Here is a 16,228-nt window from a genome sequence, read left to right on the forward strand (position 1 = left end):
CGCGGCTCCCTGCGGAGCCTTCTCGCTGTGCGGTCGACGGGTTCGATGAGGGGTCCCTGCGGAAAGATCGCGGCGGCCGGGACGTGTTGCCGTCCTGTGACATTTGTGGCGCGCTCATGACGAACCCCGCTGCCCGGGAGCGGACAGCGGGGTTCTCGGAGAGGCTTCGTTCAGGCGCCGGTACCGGAGTTGAAGACGGTCAGGAAGACGGAGGAGGAGTTCCCGGACACCGGGACCGCTCCGGCCGTCCAGGCCACCCTCAGCGGGTCCCGCTCGTTCGGCGGGGTGACCACCAGCGTGGCCGGCGTGGCCGTCTTCGCGCCGCTGATCTCGGGGTTGGAGAAGGTCAGGCCCGCCCAGGCGCTCTGTCCGGGCCGCAGTGCCACCGTGACCGGCGAGCCCGCGGACCGCTTGGGGTCGGGGCCGAGCTGGGTGCCGGAGGCGTTCACGAAGGCCGCGCCCGGATAGCCGCGCACGGTGCAGGTCCGGGCGGACTTGTTGGTGAGCACGATGGGGAAGTTCTCCTGGCCGGCGCCCGGGTTGTTGCTGCCGACGGCGGCGCGCAGCTCTGAGGTGTGGCACCGGGTGCTGCCGCTCTCGGTCGTGGTGCCGGTGCCGGAGGAGGTGGCCTTGCCCGGTGCGGCGGACGACGTGCCGCCGCCCGGTGCCGAGGCGGCTGTGGACGTGCCGGAGGAGGGCGAGCCGCCAGTGGCCTCGGTCGCCGGACCGGCCGTGCCCGGCACCGTCTGGGGTGTCGAGTGGGTGTCGTGGCTGCCGCAGGCGGTCAGGAGGCCCAGTACGGCCGCCGTGCCCGCGAGCAGGGCCCCGCGCTGCAATGACCGGGATGAGTACGCCATGTCGCTCAACACTCCTGGATGTTCACGGCACGCGGCTCACGCGTGCCTTCGGCGCCGGGTGCGCCGTCATCACACTGCGATGCCAGGGCCACCGGAAAGGTTCGGGACTCGCAGGGTTCTTTTCCCCGATTTGACCCTGCCCGACCTCGTGCGTCGTGTCAGGTGACCCGCAGGGAGCGGAGTATGCCCTCGGTCGCGTCGTCGTCACCCTGCTGGCGTACCTGCACATACACCTGTGGCCGAGTGGAGCCGTCCGCCGGGTGGAGCGCGGACTCGGTGACGGAGCCGCCGTCCGGACAGGCGTTCCAGGTCCGGATCAGGCCGCGCCAGTGGGCATCGGCGAAGGAGCGGCTGCCGGCTTCGTGGCAGCCGGAGTGGGCGAGGGCGTTCACCCGGGCGGTGACGTCGCCGTGCTCGCTGACCCCGAGGAAGACGCCGTCGACCGCGGTCTTGAGGTCGGACCAGTGCGCCACGTCGTCGGCGACCACCAGGCCCGGCTCGTGCCCCGCCGGCAGCCCGAGCGCGTGCGGATCCCAGCCGGAGCCGCGCACCTGCCGGGCCCAGCCGGCCGGCACCTGCACGGCGACCCGGCCGGTGGAGTCCTTCACCGTGGACTGTTCGGCGGTGTCCGGCCGCTGGAGCGCCACCGTGACGACGACGGCGGCGGCCCCGGCGGCGAGGAGCGCGGCCAGCACCAGCGTCCCCGTGCCGAGACGGCCCCGGACGCCGTCGAGCCGCCGGCCGTGCCGGACGCCGGAGGCCGCCGCCAGCCGCTCCAGTTCGTCCGCGAACGCGTGCGCTCCCGGCCAGCGCCGCTCCCGGTCCGGCTCCAGGGCGCGCAACAGCGCCCGCTCGACGTCCTCGCCGAGGTCCGGCCGCAGCCGCCGGGGCGGTACGACCCTCCCCGGCGGCCCGGGCACGGTCCCGGTGACCAGCTCGTAGCCCACCGCGCCCAGGCTGTAGACGTCGGCGCGGGCGTCGATGCCCTCCCCGGGTTCGGCCTGTTCCGGCGGCTGATAGCCCGCCGAGCCCGCCGCGAGCGTGAGCACCGAGGCCTGTGCAAGGCTCTTGGCCAGCCCCAGGTCGGCCAGCAGCAGTCGCCTCTCGCCGTCCGGGGCGGTGTGCAGCAGCACGTTGGTCGGTTTGATGTCGCGGTGCACGATGCCCGCCTCGTGCAGCGCTGCGGCGCTCCGCGCGGCCTGCGCGGTCAGCACGAGCGCCTGGAGTACCGGCAGCGGGCCGGCCGCCAGCAGATCGGCCAGGGTGCCGCCGTCGGCGTACTGCATCACGAAGTACGGCCTGCCGTCCGGCAGTTCACCGATGTCGTAGACCTGGACGACCCGGCTGGAGCCGGCCCGGCGCAGCAGCCGGGCCTCGGACAGGAAGCGCTCCCGGACGTCGAGCCGGTGGGCCCAGTTCTCGGCGAGGACCTTCACCGCCACCAGGGCGTCCAGCTCGTCGTCGTGAGCGAGCCACACCGTGGCGAAGGCGCCGGTGCCCAGGGTTCGTTCGAGGCGGTAGCGGCCGATCCGCTCCAGGGAGTGCATACGACTATCATGCCTGCCCTGAGATCGACTTCGAGGGGGACCCTGACGTGCAGGATGGGGTGACGGCCGAAGACCTCGCCCGGCGTGCCGCGGCGGGCGACCGAGCGGCCCTGGACCGGCTGCTGACCGAGCTGCGGCCCGAGGTGGTGCGCCGCTGCGGGCGCTTCCTGCCCTGCCGGGAGGACGCCGAGGAGGCCGCCCAGGACGTGCTGCTCCAGGTGGCCCGGCACATCTCCGCCTTCGAGGGCCGCAGCCGCTTCAGCACCTGGCTCTACACGGTCGTCGCCAACTGCTGCCGGCAGAAGTACCGCGAGCTGAAGCGGCGGGCGGCCGAGCAGCCCGTGGTCATCGAGCCCGCCGAGCACATCGACCCGCGCACCACCAGCGTCATCGCGGGCTCCCGGATCGATCTGCTGGAAGCCCTGGACCGGCTGGAGCGCGAGCACCCGCACCTGGTCGCGCCCCTGGTCTACCGGGACATCTGCCAGCTGGAGTACGCCGAGGTCGCCGAGCGCGTCGGCATCCCCCTCGGCACGCTCAAGTCCCGGCTGCACGAGGCCCGCAAACTGGTACGGCCCTGGCTGCGGGGCTACTGAACCCCTGTTACCGGTTCCCGGTCACTGATCCGCTGTCACCGGTCCTCCTCCAGGAGCGACAGCTCCGCCCAGATCGTCTTGCCCTCCGTGGTGTGCCTGCTGCCCCAGCGCTGGGTGAGCTGGGCGACCAGCAGCAGCCCGCGGCCGCCCTCGTCGAAGGTCTTGGCGCGCCGGAGGTGCGGGGCGGTGTGGCTGGTGTCGGACACCTCGACGATCAGCGTGACAGGGTCGTGGATCAGCCGCAGCCGTATCGGGTGGGCGCCGTACCGGATGGCGTTGGTGACCAGCTCGCTCACCACCAGCTCCGTCGTGAAGCCGACCTCGCTCAGCGACCAGCGGTCCAGCTGGTCCAGGACCTGCTTGCGGATCGGTGCGACCAGCGCCGGATCGGCGGGGATGTCCCAGGTCGCCACCTGGGAGGACGCCAGTCCCCGGGTGCGGGCCAGCAGCAGCGCCACGTCGTCGGCGGTGCCGCCCGGCGGCAGCAGCGCGTGCAGGATCTGGTCGCAGGTCTCGTCCAGGGAGTCCGGGTAGGCCCGCAGCGCCTGGAACAGCTGCTGCCGGCCGGTGTCCCCGGCGCGCTCCCGGGACACCACCAGACCGTCCGTGTACAGGGCGAGGACGGTGCCCTCGGGCAGCCCGACCTCGGCCGACTCGAACGGCAGCCCGCCCAGGCCCAGCGGGGGACCGGCGGGCAGGTCCAGCTGGTGGGGCTCGCCGCCCGGCATCAGCACCACCGGCGGCGGATGCCCCGCACGGGCCATCGTGCAGCGCCGCGAGACCGGGTCGTACACGGCGTACAGGCAGGTGGCGCCGACCTCGCCGGGGCTGCCCTCGCCGCCGGACTCCTCCGACAGCCGGACCACCAGGTCGTCGAGATGGGTGAGCAGCTCGTCCGGGGCCAGGTCGATGTCGGCGAGGGTGCGCACGGCGGTGCGCAGCCGGCCCATGGTGGCCGAGGCCTGGATGCCGTGCCCGACGACGTCGCCGACGACCATCGCGACCCGCATCCCGGACAGCGGGATCACGTCGAACCAGTCGCCGCCCACCCCGGCGCGGGCCGCGGGCAGATAGCGGGAGGAGGCCTCCAGGGCGGCCGTGCGCGGGAGCGAGCGGGGCAGCAGGCTGCGCTGCAGCGCGAGGGCGGTCTCGCGCTCACGGGAGTAGCGGCGCGCGTTGTCGATGCAGACGGCGGCCCGGGCGGTGATCTCCTCGGCCAGCAGCATGTCGTCGTCGGTGAACGGCTCCGGACGCCGGTGCCGGGTGAGGACCGCCACCCCGAGGGTCAGCCCGCGGGCCTGGATCGGCACGGACATCGAGGAGTGGATGCCGAACTCCCGCACCCGCTCGCCGCGCACGCTGCTCCAGGTCAGCCACTGGGCCATGTCGCCCCCGGCCACCGTGGCCCGGATGGTGCGGCCGGCGGTCAGCGAGTCCGCCTGCGGGGAGAAGTCCGGGTACACCTCGATCTGCCCGGGCTTGGCGACCGCCTCCGGAATGCCCCGCAGGATCGACTGGTGGGCGACCCGGCGCAGGTTCACGGGGGCCGTGATGCGGGCCGGGGGCTCGCCGCCGTACTCCTGCGGGTCCAGCAGGTCGATGGTGACGAAGTCGGCGAGCGCGGGCACGCACACGTCCGCCAGCTCCTGCGCCGTACGGGTGACGTCGAGGGTGGATCCGATGCGCACGCTGGCCTCGTTCAGCAGCTGCAGCCGCTGCCGGGCCCGGTAGTTGTCGGTGACGTCGTGTGCCGCCAGACACACGCCCCGCACCCGGCCCTCGGCGTCCGTGACCGGCGCCAGCCGGGCCAGCCAGGCGTGCGCCCGGTCCTCGCCGCCGGTGCGCATGAAGGTCTGGATGTCCAGCGGCCGGCCGGTGGTGAGCACCTGGAGCATGTTCTGCTCCAGCTCCTCGCTCTGCTGTCTGCCGCCGATCTCCGCGATCCTGAGGCCCCGCACCCGCTCCTCGGGCAGGCCGATCACCTCGGCCATGGCCTCGTTCATCCGGCGCAGCCGCAGCGCGTCGTCGTACACGGCGACGGCGCACGGCGACTGGATCAGCCCGGCCCGGCCGAGCGGATCGTCGTCGGCGCCGGGGTCGCGGCCGGTCAGCGGGGTGACCACGAGCCAGTCGCCGCGATGCCCGTCGCCGGGTGGCCGGCGGTGGGCGAGCAGCCACACGGAGACCGTGCGGCCGTCCCGGTGGCGCAGACCGACGGTCCCCTCCCAGAGACCGCCGGACGGTACGACCAGGGAGTCTTCCCCGGCCAGCAGCAGGGTCGCGGGGCGGCCCACGACCTCGTCGGCCGGATGGCCGAGCAGACGCCGCGCGCCCTCGTTCCACTCCAGCAGCGTTCCGTCGTCGTCGATGACAGCCCGGGCCGTCGCCGCATCGTCGAACGGATAGACCCGGCTCATCGTCGCCGCTCCCAAGCGCACACTCACAGTGAACAGGTGGCACCACTTGCGTTCCAGCGTAGTGCGTCGCGCACTCCCGTGAACCCCGACCCCCGGAGACCGGGCCGATCCGTCGAACACGGTCAAGGGGGAAATCAGGCCGATGTGCCGACCGGGGCAGGTGCCGGGTGCCGCACCCTTGACGACCGTGTGTGGCAGACCGTCAGAATCTGTTTGTTCACGAGCAGTTGTGAGTACTTCTGGGCCCTGATGAGGGAGAGCCGCCATGACGGTCACGCGCAGATCGGTTCTGGTCGCAGCCACGGCAACGCCCGCGGCCGGAGCACTCCTGGGCGGCCCGGACGCCGCGGCCGCACCGGCTGCCGGGGCGTCCGGTGCCGCGCCGGGACGCCACACCGTCCCGCTGCGCGACGGCTGGCGCTTCGCGCTGGTCAACCCGGGCGGCATCACCGACCCGACCGGCGCCTACGCACAGGCCGCCGAACCGGGATACGACGACTCCGCCTGGCGCGAGGTGGCCGCACCGCACGACTGGAGCATCGAGCAGACCCCCACGACGGACCACGGCACCACGAGCGGCACCGGCTTCTTCCCGGGCGGCCTCGGCTGGTACCGGCTGGCCTTCACCCTGCCGCCCGCCCACGCCGGCAAGCGGATCTCGGTGGAGTTCGACGGCGTCTACATGGACTCGTACGTCTACTGCAACGGCACCGAGGCCGGCCGCCACCCCTACGGCTACACCGGCTTCGCCCTCGACCTCACCGACCTGGTGCACACCGACGGCAGCACCCCGAACGTCCTCGCGGTCCAGGTCCGGAACCAGCTGCCGAGCAGCCGGTGGTACTCGGGCAGCGGCATCTACCGTGAGGCCCGCCTGGTGATCACCGAGCCCGTGCACGTGGCCCGCTGGGGCACATACGTCACCACACCCGAGGTCAGCCCGGAACAGGCCGTGGTGCGGGTCGCCACCACCGTGCTCGACGAGTCCGGCACCGGCACCGACGTCCAGGTCCTGTCCCGGATCACCGGCCCCGACGGCCGCACGGTCGCCCGCACGTCCACCACGGTCGCCGTCTCCGAGCAGGCCACCGAGACCCACGAACTGACCGTCCCCGCACCCCTCCTGTGGGACTTCACGAGCCCGGACCACCGCTACACCCTGCACACCGAACTCCGCTCCGGCGGCCGCACCACCGACACGTACCGCACCCCCTTCGGCATCCGCAGCTACCGCTTCGACCCGGACGAGGGCTTCTCCCTCAACGGCACCCCCGCCAAGATCAAGGGCGTCGACCTGCACCACGACCAGGGCGCTCTCGGCGCGGCGATCAGCGTCGACGCGGTGCGCCGGCAGATGACGATCATGAAGTCGATGGGCGTCAACGCCTTCCGCACCTCGCACAACCCGCCCTCGCCGCAGATGATCCAGGTCTGCGAGGAGCTGGGCATCGTGCTGATGGTGGAGGCCTTCGACTGCTGGCAGACCGGCAAGACCAGGTACGACTACGGCCGGTTCTTCGACGAGTGGTGCGAGAAGGACGCCACGGAGATGGTGCTGGCCGCCCGCAACTCGCCCGCCGTCGTCCTGTGGTCCATCGGCAACGAGATCCCCGACTCCACCTCGACCGCCGGGCTCGCCATGGCCGACCGGATCATCGGCGCGATCAAGGCCGCCGACGGCACCCGCCCGGTCGTCATCGGCTCGAACAAGTACCACGGCGTGCCCGCCACCGGATCCGCGGCCGACCGGATGCTCGCCAAGCTCGACGGCCTGGGCCTGAACTACAACACGGCCAGGTCGGTCGACGCCCTGCACGCCAAGTACCCCCACCTGTTCCTCTTCGAGTCCGAGTCCTCCTCGGAGACCTCGACCCGGGGCTCGTACCAGGAGCCGGAGCACCTCAACACCGGCGAGAACCACACGCCGGGCAGGCGGGAGACCTCCTCCTACGACAACAACCTCGCCTCCTGGACGATGAGCGGCGAGTACGGGCACAAGAAGGACCGGGACCGGAAGTGGTTCGCGGGGCAGTTCCTGTGGTCGGGCATCGACTACATCGGCGAGCCGACCCCGTACGACGTCTTCCCGGTGAAGGCGTCCTTCTTCGGCGCCGTGGACACGGCCGGCTTCCCGAAGGACATGTACCACCTGTTCCGGAGCCAGTGGACGACCGAGCCGATGGTCCATCTGCTGCCGATGACCTGGAACCACCAGGAGGGTGAAACGGTCGAGGTCTGGGCGTACGCCAACGTCCCGTCCGTCGAGCTGTTCCTCGACGGGCAGTCCCTCGGGGTGCGGGAGTTCGACGTCAAGAAGACCACCGACGGCCGCGGTTACCTGGAGACCACCGAGGCCACCGGCGACGACAAGACCTTCACCGACGGCCCCTACCCGGGCAGTTACACCAGCCCCAACGGCAGCGCGGGCAAGCTGCACCTGACCTGGAAGGTGCCGTACCGGCCCGGTGAGCTGAAGGCGGTGGCCCGGCGGGACGGCAAGGTGGTCGCCACCGACGTGCTGCGCACCGCGGGCGCCCCGCACGCCGTGCGCCTGACCGCCGACCGCAAGTCCTTCGCCGCCGACGGCCGTTCACTGGCCTTCGTGACCGCCGACATCGTGGACGCGCACGGAGTGGTCGTGCCCGGCGCCGAGCACCTCATCGCCTTCGACGTGACCGGCGGCTCGCTGGCCGGCCTCGACAACGGCCGCGAGGAGAGCGCCGAGCGCTATCAGGCCAGTACCCGCACCGCGTTCCACGGCAAGGCCCTCGCCATCGTCCGCTCCGGTGGCGAGCCGGGCACCCTGAAGGTCACGGCGCGGGTGGACGGTCTGCGCAAGGGCACGGTGAGCGTGCGCACCACACCGGCCCGCGGCGCCGCCACCACCGATGCGCCCGCCTTCGAGCCCGACCATCCGGCCGCCCCCGACCATCCCTACGCGGACGCCAGTTACTCCGGGCGCCGGGACACCCTGCCCGCCGCGATGCTGGACGGCGACCCGGCCACCGGCTGGTCCAACGCCTTCGCCAAGTCGGCCACGGCCCTGCTGCCCGCCTTCAACGGGGCCCGCGCCGAGGACTGGGTGTCGGTCGACTTCGGGCGGGCCCGCACCGTCGACCGGGTGGCGGTCTCCTTCACGGTCGACGGCACCCACGCCCTGCCCGCCGAGGCCGAGGTGGCGGTGTGGGACGGGAGTGCCTATACGTCGGTGACGGGCGCCAGGGTGGACTGGGCCACCGCCTCGGACAGCCCGACGGTGATCACCTTCGACGCGGTCCGCGGATCACGCCTGCGCCTCACGCTCACCAGCGCGTACCCGGGCGAGGCCAGGGGAGCGGTGCGCATCAGCCGGCTCGACATCTAGGCCGGTCGAGGGCCCGGACGGGGACGACGTTCGCAGTCGGCCTCGTCCGGACCGTTGACGGAGTGTCATGCCTGGAACAAGCATGGTGGACATCCGCATCTGGGAGCGCTCCCATCGCAGGGGGCGCCACCCGCACCTCCCCCGAGGAGCCCAGACGTGAAACGACGCAGCATCGCCTTGCTGTCCCTGACCGCCGCCCTGACGGTGGCCCTCACCGCGCTGCCGGCCGCCCCGGCCGGGGCCGGGCAGAGCCTTGTACGGGAGGTGTACGAGCCCGACACCGGCCCCCGGGTCCGCGTCAACCAGGTGGCCTACCTGCCGGCCGGGCCGAAGAACGCCACCCTCGTCACCGACGCCACCGCCCCGCTGCCCTGGCGGCTGGAGAACGCCGACGGACGGACGGTCGCCCACGGCTGGACCGTACCCCGCGGCACCGACGTCTCCTCCGGACAGAACGTCCACTCGATCGACTTCGGTGCCTTCCGCGGTCGCGGCACGGGCTTCACGCTGGTCGCCGACGGGGAGGCGAGCCGCCCGTTCGGCATCGGGGCGAGCGCCTACGAGCGACTGAGCCTCGACTCGCTGAAGTACTACTACACCCAGCGCAGCGGCATCGCGATCCGCGACGACCTGCGGCCCGGCTACGGCCGCCCGGCCGGACATCTGAACACGGCCCCCAACCAGGGCGACGCGAACGTCCCCTGCGTGCCGGGCCTGTGCGACTACACACTGGACGTCACCGGCGGCTGGTACGACGCCGGCGACCACGGCAAGTACGTCGTCAACGGCGGCATCTCCACCTGGGAGCTGCTGAGCACCTACGAGCGTTCCCTGGTGGCCCGCACCGGACGGCCCGGGCGGCTCGGCGACGGGAGCCTGGCCCTCCCCGAGAGCGGCAACAAGGTGCCGGACGTCCTCGACGAGGCCCGCTGGGAGCTGGAGTTCCTGCTGAAGATGCAGGTCCCGGACGGTCGGCCGCTCGCCGGCATGGCGCACAGCAAGGTGCACGACGCCCAGTGGACCGGGCTGCCCCTGCTGCCCGGCGACGACCCGCAGAAGCGGGAGCTGCACGCCCCGACCACCCAGGCCACGCTCAACCTGGCGGCGACCGCCGCCCAGGCCGCCCGGCTGTACCGGCCCTACGACCCGGCGTTCGCGGCGCGGGCGCTCACGGCCGCCCGCAAGGCCTGGCGGGCCGCGCTCGCGCACCCGGAGACGTACCCCGACCCGAACGACGGCACCGGCGGCGGCGCCTACCCCGACGACAACGCCTCCGACGAGTTCTACTGGGCCGCGGTGGAGCTGTATCTGACCACCGGGGAGCGGGAGTTCGCGGGCTTCGTACGGAAGTCACCCGTCCACACCGCCGACATCTTCGGCCCGCTCGGCTTCGACTGGGGCCGCACGGCGGCGGCCGGCCGCCTCGACCTCGCCACCGTGCCCAACAAGCTGCCGGGCCGGGACCAGGTCCGCCGGTCGGTGATCAAGGGCGCCGACACCTACCTGGCGACGGCGGCGTCCCAGCCGTACGGCATGCCCTACGCACCCGACGGCAACCTCTACGACTGGGGGTCCAACGCCCAGGTCCTCAACAACGCGCACGTCATCGCCACCGCCTACGACCTGACGGGCGCGCCGAAGTACCGGGACGGCGCGCTGGAGAGCATGGACTACGTCCTCGGCCGCAACGCGCTGAACATCTCCTACGTCACCGGCTACGGCGAGGTCAGCTCCCATCGGCAGCACAGCCGTTGGTACGCCCGTGAACTCGACCCGAACCTGCCGGATCCGCCCCGGGGCACCCTCGCCGGAGGCGCCAACTCGAGCATCCAGGACCCGTACGCGCAGAGCAGGCTGCAGGGCTGCACGGGCCAGTTCTGCTACATCGACGACATCCAGTCCTGGTCCACCAACGAAACGGCCGTCAACTGGAACGCGGCGCTGGCCTGGATGGCCTCGTTCGTGGCGGACCAGGGGTAGGGGTGTCTCCTCCGGATCACCCGGTCACTTGCGGTATCCGAGGATGGTCATCATGCCGCTCTCCGAGTGGTACTGGTTGTGGCAGTGGAGCATCCAGAGGCCGGGGTTGTCGGCGTCGAAGTCGACGACCAGCTTGCGGTGGGGGAGCACGATCGAGGTGTCCTTGCGCGCGCCGGCGCCGTTCAGGCCGGTCAGGGCGAACGTGTGGCCGTGCAGGTGCAGCGGGTGCCACATGTCGGTGGCGTTGATGAGGGTGAGCCGCACCCGCTCACCGGTGCGGACCGGGTGGCGCTGGCGCTCGTCGTACTGCTCGTGGTCGAAGCCCCAGTCGTACTTCTCCATCGTGCCGGTGACCCTGATGCGCATCTCACGGTCGGGTTCGCGGTCCGCGAGGACCACGGATGCGGCCGGTACGAGACGGTGAGCCGGGACGACCTCCCCGTCGAGCTCGTCCGGGCGGACGCCGGCCGGGGGAACGGTTCTCCCCTTGTCGGTGCGCAGGACGGCGAGGGCCTGGCCCTTCTTGCCCTCGGCCAGCGCGACCAGGGGGAAGACGCCGTCCTTCGCGGTGACGAGAACGTCGTAGCGCTCGGCCATGCCGATGAGGAGGGCGTCCGTCGTCCTGTGCTCCACCGGATAGCCGTCGGTGTGTGTGACGGTCAGTTGGTGGCCCCCCAGCGCGACGCGGAAGGCGGTTTCGGAACCGGCGTTGATGATGCGCAGCCGGATGCGGTCACCGGGGCGGCAGCGGAACGTCGAGGGCTGGTTGGGCATGCGGCCGTTGGCGAGGTAGAGGGGGTAGTTCACGCTGCCGGCCTCGCCATGGAGCATCTGGCTGTGCGAGTTGTGCAACACGCGGGACGGGCCCGAGGACTTGTGCTGGGGCGAGGCGTGCGGGCTCGCCTGCTTGCCGGAACCGTGGCCGCTCTGTCCGGGGCCCATGGCCATGCTGCCCATCTTCATGCCCGCCGGCTTGAGCTGGGCGAGCACCCCGTCGGGGGTGGAGCCGTCCACGCCGTCGAGCCAGTCGTCCAGCATGACGATCCATTCCTTGTCGTACTTGAGGGGCTCCTTGGGGTCGTCGACGATGAGCGGGGCGTACAGACCGCGGTCGGGCTGGAGCCCGACGTGGGAGTGGAGGAAATAGGTGCCCGGATGGGCGACGGTGAACCGGTAGGTGAAGTCGTCTCCCGCAGCGATGGCCCGCTGGGTCAGGCTCGGAACGCCGTCCATGTCGCAGCGCATGCGCACGCCGTGGGAGTGGAGCGTGGTGGTCTCCGGCAGCCGGTTGGAGAGGGTGAGGCTGAGGACGTCGCCGGCGGTGAGGCGCACCAGCGGCCCGGGCAGCTGGTCGTGGTAGGTCCAGGTCCGTACGTGCCGCCCGCCCAGGTCCAGCGTCGTCTCGGTGGCGGTCATCTTCAGCATGCGCACCGGGCCGGAGCCGCGCTTGCGTTCGGCGGCTCGGACCTCCGGACCCGACGGGTCGACATATCCCTTGGGCCCCGGGGGGACGAAGTCCTCCTCGACGGCCGCCGCGCCCCGTCGTGGGCTGGAGCGGGGGTGGGAGCCGGAGTCGGTGCAGGCAGCCAGGAGTCCCGCGCCGGCGGCAGCGAACGGGGCTCGGAGCAGGGTACGCCGCGAAGGTGTGTGCATGAATGAAATAAGACACGTTTTGCGCTGATATGTGAGGGAACCTCGGCGGCGCGTCTGATGATGTCGGCTCTCGGAGGCGGTGGAGCCCGGCCGTCTCAGGCGGCGTCGTGGAACACCAGCCCCAGGGTGCGCCGGTGGCCGGACCGCACGGTGCTCACCCCGTGCCGCACCGCTCCGGCCGACCAGCCGCGGCGGGTGGGCACGGGCCGGTCGCGGGTCGTGAACACCAGGCCGTGCCCCTGTCGCAGGACCGTCGCGGTGCCCCGGGACTGGGCCCGCGGCCGCTGCTCGACCAGCAGGAACTCGCCGCCGGTGTAGTCGGTGCCGTACCTGTCCAGGGCGATGACGACCTGGAGCGGGAAGACCAGCTCGCCGAACACGTCCCGGTGCAGGGCGTTCCAGTCGCCCGGACCGTAGCGCAGCAGGATCTGCGCCGACCGGTCCTGGCCGGTGGCGCGGCAGCGCTCCAGCCACTCGGCCAGGGAGTCCGGCCAGGGTGCCGGACGGTCCAGACGGGCCGCCCAGTCCCGGGCGACGGGGAGCAGGCGCGGGTAGAGGGCGGCCCGCAGCGCGGCCACGGGGGCGGGCAGGTCGTGTGTGAAGTAGCGGTACTCGCCGGAGCCGAACCGGTGCCGGGCCAGATCGACGGTGGTGCGGAACAGCTCGGGCCTGTCGTACAGGGCCGCCAGGCCGGCGCATTCCTCGGGGGTCAGCAGTGGGCCAGTGGGTGCGCAGCCGTGCTCGTCCAACTCGGCCGCGAGCGCGGCCCAGTCGGTGCCGGCCGCGCGACGGCGGGCCTCGGCCGGGGTGAACTCCATGGGGCCGGTCTGCGGTGCCCGGCGCCGGGTCACCGGCGGAAGTCGGACATCGCGCTGCCGTCCGGTAGGTACCGCGGGAAAGGGTGTCTGACCTGGGTGTATTTACGGGTGAGTACCCGCGCGGTACCGTGAGGGGTATGCCAGCTCTCAACGTGGAGTTCAGCGAACGCGAACTAGAGGACCTGCGGCAGATCGCCAAGGAGCGGGGTACGTCGATGAAGGCCCTCGTACGCGAGGCGGCCGCCGCTGACATCGCCCGCCACCGGGCGCTGCAGGAGGGCGCGGAGGCCTTCCGGAGCTTCTTCACCGCCCATGCCGATGAGTTCGCGGCCGCGTTCCCCGACGACGAGGCCCCCGCCAAGGGCGAGGCCGCCTGAGTGATGCCCTCCGTCATCCATATCGACGTCCCGTGGCTGCTCCAGCGCCACGAGGAGGTCCTGCCCGACCAGCCCACGGTCGACGACTTCTCCGCGCTGGTCGCCGCCGTCGCCCGGCACCGCGTCGACCCGCCCCGGCTCGGGGTGGACTCCGACCCGGCCTGGCGGGCCGCTGCCCTGCTGCACACCCTCGCCATGCTCAAGCCGCTGCCCGCGGCCAACGCCCGCTTCGCCTGCGCGACCGCGGTGGCCTACATGTTCGTCAGCGGCGTCGGCATCGACCCGCCCTACGGCGCCCTGGTCGACCTCGCCCGCGACCTGATGTCCGGCAAGGCCGACGTGTACGGGGCGGCCGACCGGCTCCGTTCCTGGCAGATCTGATCCGGACAAGATCTGGCGCCGCCGCGGCCGCCGGGGGAAGCCGCCGGGGCCGCCGGCCGCGGGCGGGAGGAACGGGGCCGGCGGCCTGTTTCGCGCAGGAGAGCCTCCCCCAACTCTCGGCTTCGCTCGAGCCGGGGGGACCCCCACCCTACGCGGGGCCTTCGAAGAGGGCCGGAACCCCAGTCCACTACCGGGCCACGCACCCCGGGAGCGTGCGTGGTCGGCCGGTGTGTGCGCACCCTTCACACGGGGCGCACGGAAAACCGAAAGCCGACGCGGCGGACCTGCGGTCCGCGCCGAATTCTGACTTTCTTTCAAACCGGCCGATGTCGTACGTGCGCCTTGTTGCACGTGTGGAAGTTGTGCAAGGGTTGAAACGACCGTGCGGGGGGAAATCGCCGGAGTCCTTTCGGCAGTTGGGGAACCGGGCCGGTAGTGCCGCACCGGAGAATTCCCGCTCCCCGCGCGCACATCCCCGAGATGGGCGCCAACTCGCCATACGCACAAAGGAATCCGCTCAGTGACCCCCCACCCCCCTCGTCCTCCCTATCCGCCCCCAGGGGGCGATACCGGGGAGTCGGACGAGTCCCTCGCCGCGCCGCTGCGCGCCGGCTCCGACGCGGAGGCCTCACGGTCCGCCGCCCTCCTGATGGCCCGGCACTGGCAGCCGGTCCACGACTACGCGGTCATCTGCCTGGCCGCACCCGGGCCCCTCGCCCACATGGTCTGCGCCGCGGCCTTCCACCAGGTTCTCGACCGGCTCGCGCTCGGCGAACCCGCCGAGGCGATACGGCCGCGCCTGCTCGTGGCGGTCCGGGACACCGTCGTGAACTGGGCCGCCACGGACCGGATAGCCGCCGTACTGCCGGGCCTTCTGAAACCCGCCGGAGGCCGCGGTATGCGTACCGCGAAGTCCCTGATACCGGAAAACCGTGCGCTGTCCGAACGTTCTTTCCAAAGCCTTCCCCGGCTCGAACAGGCGTTGCTGTGGCACGCCGAGGTCGAGGCAGAGCCGATAAGCGTCCCCGCGGGACTGCTCGGCCTGGACTTCGACAGTGCGACGGCGGCACTCGAACAGGCCCGCGACACATTCCGGGAAGGCTGTGTCCGCGCGCACCGGGAACTCGCGCCGAGCACCGACTGCCGTCACTACAACCGTCTTCTCGACGTGCCGATCCGCCGGGGCGGCGCACTGCTGCCGGACGTCCAGCAGCATCTCGCCGCCTGCCCCTACTGCCGGCACGCCGCCGAGCAACTGGGTCAGATCGAGGCCGGACTCGGGGTGCTGCTCGCCGAGGCGGTCCTCGGCTGGGGCGCCCGCCGGTACCTGGAGTCGCGCCCCGGCCGCCGACGGCCCGGCCCCGCGCGCACCCGCGGCACGTCCCGGCGCTCCGGCGGCCGCAGACGCGGCGGCGGCAAACCCGGACTGCTCGGCCGGGTCGCGGTGCCCGGCGGGCGCCGGCGGGGCGGGGCGGATCCCGGGACGCCCGCCCGGACCCGCGGGCGCCGGGCGGCCGACGAAGGCTGGTCGTCCAGGACACTGCTCACCGGAGTCGGGGTCGCCTCGGCCGGGCTGCTCGCTACCGTCCTCGCGATCAGCGTGTGGCCGGACGGCGGCGACGCCACCGGCCCGGTCGCCTCGACGGGCGCCGCCCCCGGCACCGACGCCCAGTCCCCGCCCGCCTCGGCCACCGCACCCGGCACGGCGGGTCTGCCCACGGCCGGCCGGCCGGCCCGGCTGCACAACGCCGCCGCCGACCTGTGCCTGGACATCAAGGGCAAGCCCGCGGCCGGCGCGAGTGCCACGCTCGCCGTCTGCTCCTCCGCGCCCACGCAGCAGTGGACGTACGAGACCGACGGGCTGCTGCGCAGCGCGGCCGGCTCCGGCCTGTGCCTGGACTCGCACGCCGACGCGGGCGTCGTCATCCTGGGCACCTGTGCCGACGTGGGCGCGCGGCGCGGGAACGACGTGCGCTACGACCTCACCGTGCAGGGCGAGTTGCTGCCCCGCTGGGACGAGACCCTCGCCCTCGCCACGGCCGGCGAGACCGCGGGCGTTGACATCGTCGTCAAGGTCCGGGACCGCTCCGCAGGGCAGCGCTGGCTGACCGACGGGCCGTCGGCGAGTCCCGGCTCCCTGTCGATAGCCGGTACCCAGGGGCCGTCCGCACGGCCTGCGGAGCTGCCCGGGACGGGCACGTAGCAGCGATCGGCGTGTCCCGCCGCCGGCCGGCGGCG

At 72.6% G+C, this 16,228-nt stretch carries 11 protein-coding genes; 6 read left to right on the forward strand and 5 right to left on the reverse strand.

Features of this window, described 5'->3' with window-relative positions; translation table 11 throughout:
* Positions 1–170 precede the first annotated feature (170 nt).
* Positions 171–857 carry a DUF4232 domain-containing protein gene (locus ACIRVH_RS07490; protein WP_403949176.1) on the reverse strand — a complete coding sequence of 229 codons (687 nt, stop codon included), beginning with the start codon at positions 855–857 and terminating at the stop codon, positions 171–173.
* A gap of 158 nt (positions 858–1,015) precedes the next feature.
* Positions 1,016–2,404, reverse strand: a complete 1,389-nt coding sequence (locus ACIRVH_RS07495; protein WP_403949178.1) for a serine/threonine-protein kinase — start codon at positions 2,402–2,404, stop codon at positions 1,016–1,018.
* Between the two features lie 59 nt (positions 2,405–2,463).
* On the opposite strand from ACIRVH_RS07495, the gene ACIRVH_RS07500 reads away from it, so the two are divergent.
* Complete coding sequence (locus ACIRVH_RS07500; protein WP_403949181.1) at positions 2,464–3,000, forward strand: RNA polymerase sigma factor; 537 nt, start codon at positions 2,464–2,466, stop codon at positions 2,998–3,000.
* A 35-nt stretch (positions 3,001–3,035) separates the two neighbouring features.
* Here ACIRVH_RS07500 and ACIRVH_RS07505 read toward each other — a convergent pair whose 3' ends face one another.
* Positions 3,036–5,417, reverse strand: coding sequence for a SpoIIE family protein phosphatase (locus tag ACIRVH_RS07505; protein WP_403949183.1), 2,382 nt, complete (start codon positions 5,415–5,417; stop codon positions 3,036–3,038).
* 265 nt (positions 5,418–5,682) lie between these two features.
* On the opposite strand from ACIRVH_RS07505, the gene ACIRVH_RS07510 reads away from it, so the two are divergent.
* Both ACIRVH_RS07510 and ACIRVH_RS07515 read left to right on the forward strand, forming a co-directional pair.
* The gene (locus ACIRVH_RS07510) at positions 5,683–8,781 is read left to right on the forward strand and encodes a glycoside hydrolase family 2 TIM barrel-domain containing protein (protein WP_403949186.1); all 3,099 of its coding nucleotides are present in this window, start codon (positions 5,683–5,685) and stop codon (positions 8,779–8,781) included.
* A gap of 204 nt (positions 8,782–8,985) precedes the next feature.
* A complete protein-coding gene (locus tag ACIRVH_RS07515; protein ID WP_403949931.1) occupies positions 8,986–10,761 on the forward strand; it encodes a glycoside hydrolase family 9 protein in 1,776 nt (591 codons plus the stop codon).
* Positions 10,762–10,785: 24 nt separating this feature from the next.
* On the opposite strand, the gene ACIRVH_RS07520 is transcribed toward ACIRVH_RS07515, so the two are convergent.
* Together ACIRVH_RS07520 and ACIRVH_RS07525 are read right to left on the reverse strand one after the other, a co-directional pair.
* Complete coding sequence (locus tag ACIRVH_RS07520; RefSeq protein WP_403949188.1) at positions 10,786–12,414, reverse strand: multicopper oxidase family protein; 1,629 nt, start codon at positions 12,412–12,414, stop codon at positions 10,786–10,788.
* A 95-nt stretch (positions 12,415–12,509) separates the two neighbouring features.
* Positions 12,510–13,232, reverse strand: a complete 723-nt coding sequence (locus ACIRVH_RS07525; protein WP_403949191.1) for a 2OG-Fe(II) oxygenase — start codon at positions 13,230–13,232, stop codon at positions 12,510–12,512.
* A 137-nt stretch (positions 13,233–13,369) separates the two neighbouring features.
* On the opposite strand from ACIRVH_RS07525, the gene ACIRVH_RS07530 reads away from it, so the two are divergent.
* From ACIRVH_RS07530 to ACIRVH_RS07540, 3 genes are all read left to right on the forward strand, one after another.
* Positions 13,370–13,609 carry a hypothetical protein gene (locus ACIRVH_RS07530; RefSeq protein ID WP_403949194.1) on the forward strand — a complete coding sequence of 80 codons (240 nt, stop codon included), beginning with the start codon at positions 13,370–13,372 and terminating at the stop codon, positions 13,607–13,609.
* A gap of 3 nt (positions 13,610–13,612) precedes the next feature.
* Complete coding sequence (locus tag ACIRVH_RS07535; protein ID WP_403949197.1) at positions 13,613–13,990, forward strand: toxin Doc; 378 nt, start codon at positions 13,613–13,615, stop codon at positions 13,988–13,990.
* A gap of 520 nt (positions 13,991–14,510) precedes the next feature.
* Positions 14,511–16,193, forward strand: a complete 1,683-nt coding sequence (locus ACIRVH_RS07540) for an RICIN domain-containing protein (RefSeq protein WP_403949200.1) — start codon at positions 14,511–14,513, stop codon at positions 16,191–16,193.
* Positions 16,194–16,228: the final 35 nt, after the last annotated feature.

Source organism: Streptomyces sp. NPDC101165, assembly GCF_044768135.1.
In the GTDB taxonomy this organism is placed as follows: Bacteria; Actinomycetota; Actinomycetes; order Streptomycetales; family Streptomycetaceae; genus Streptomyces.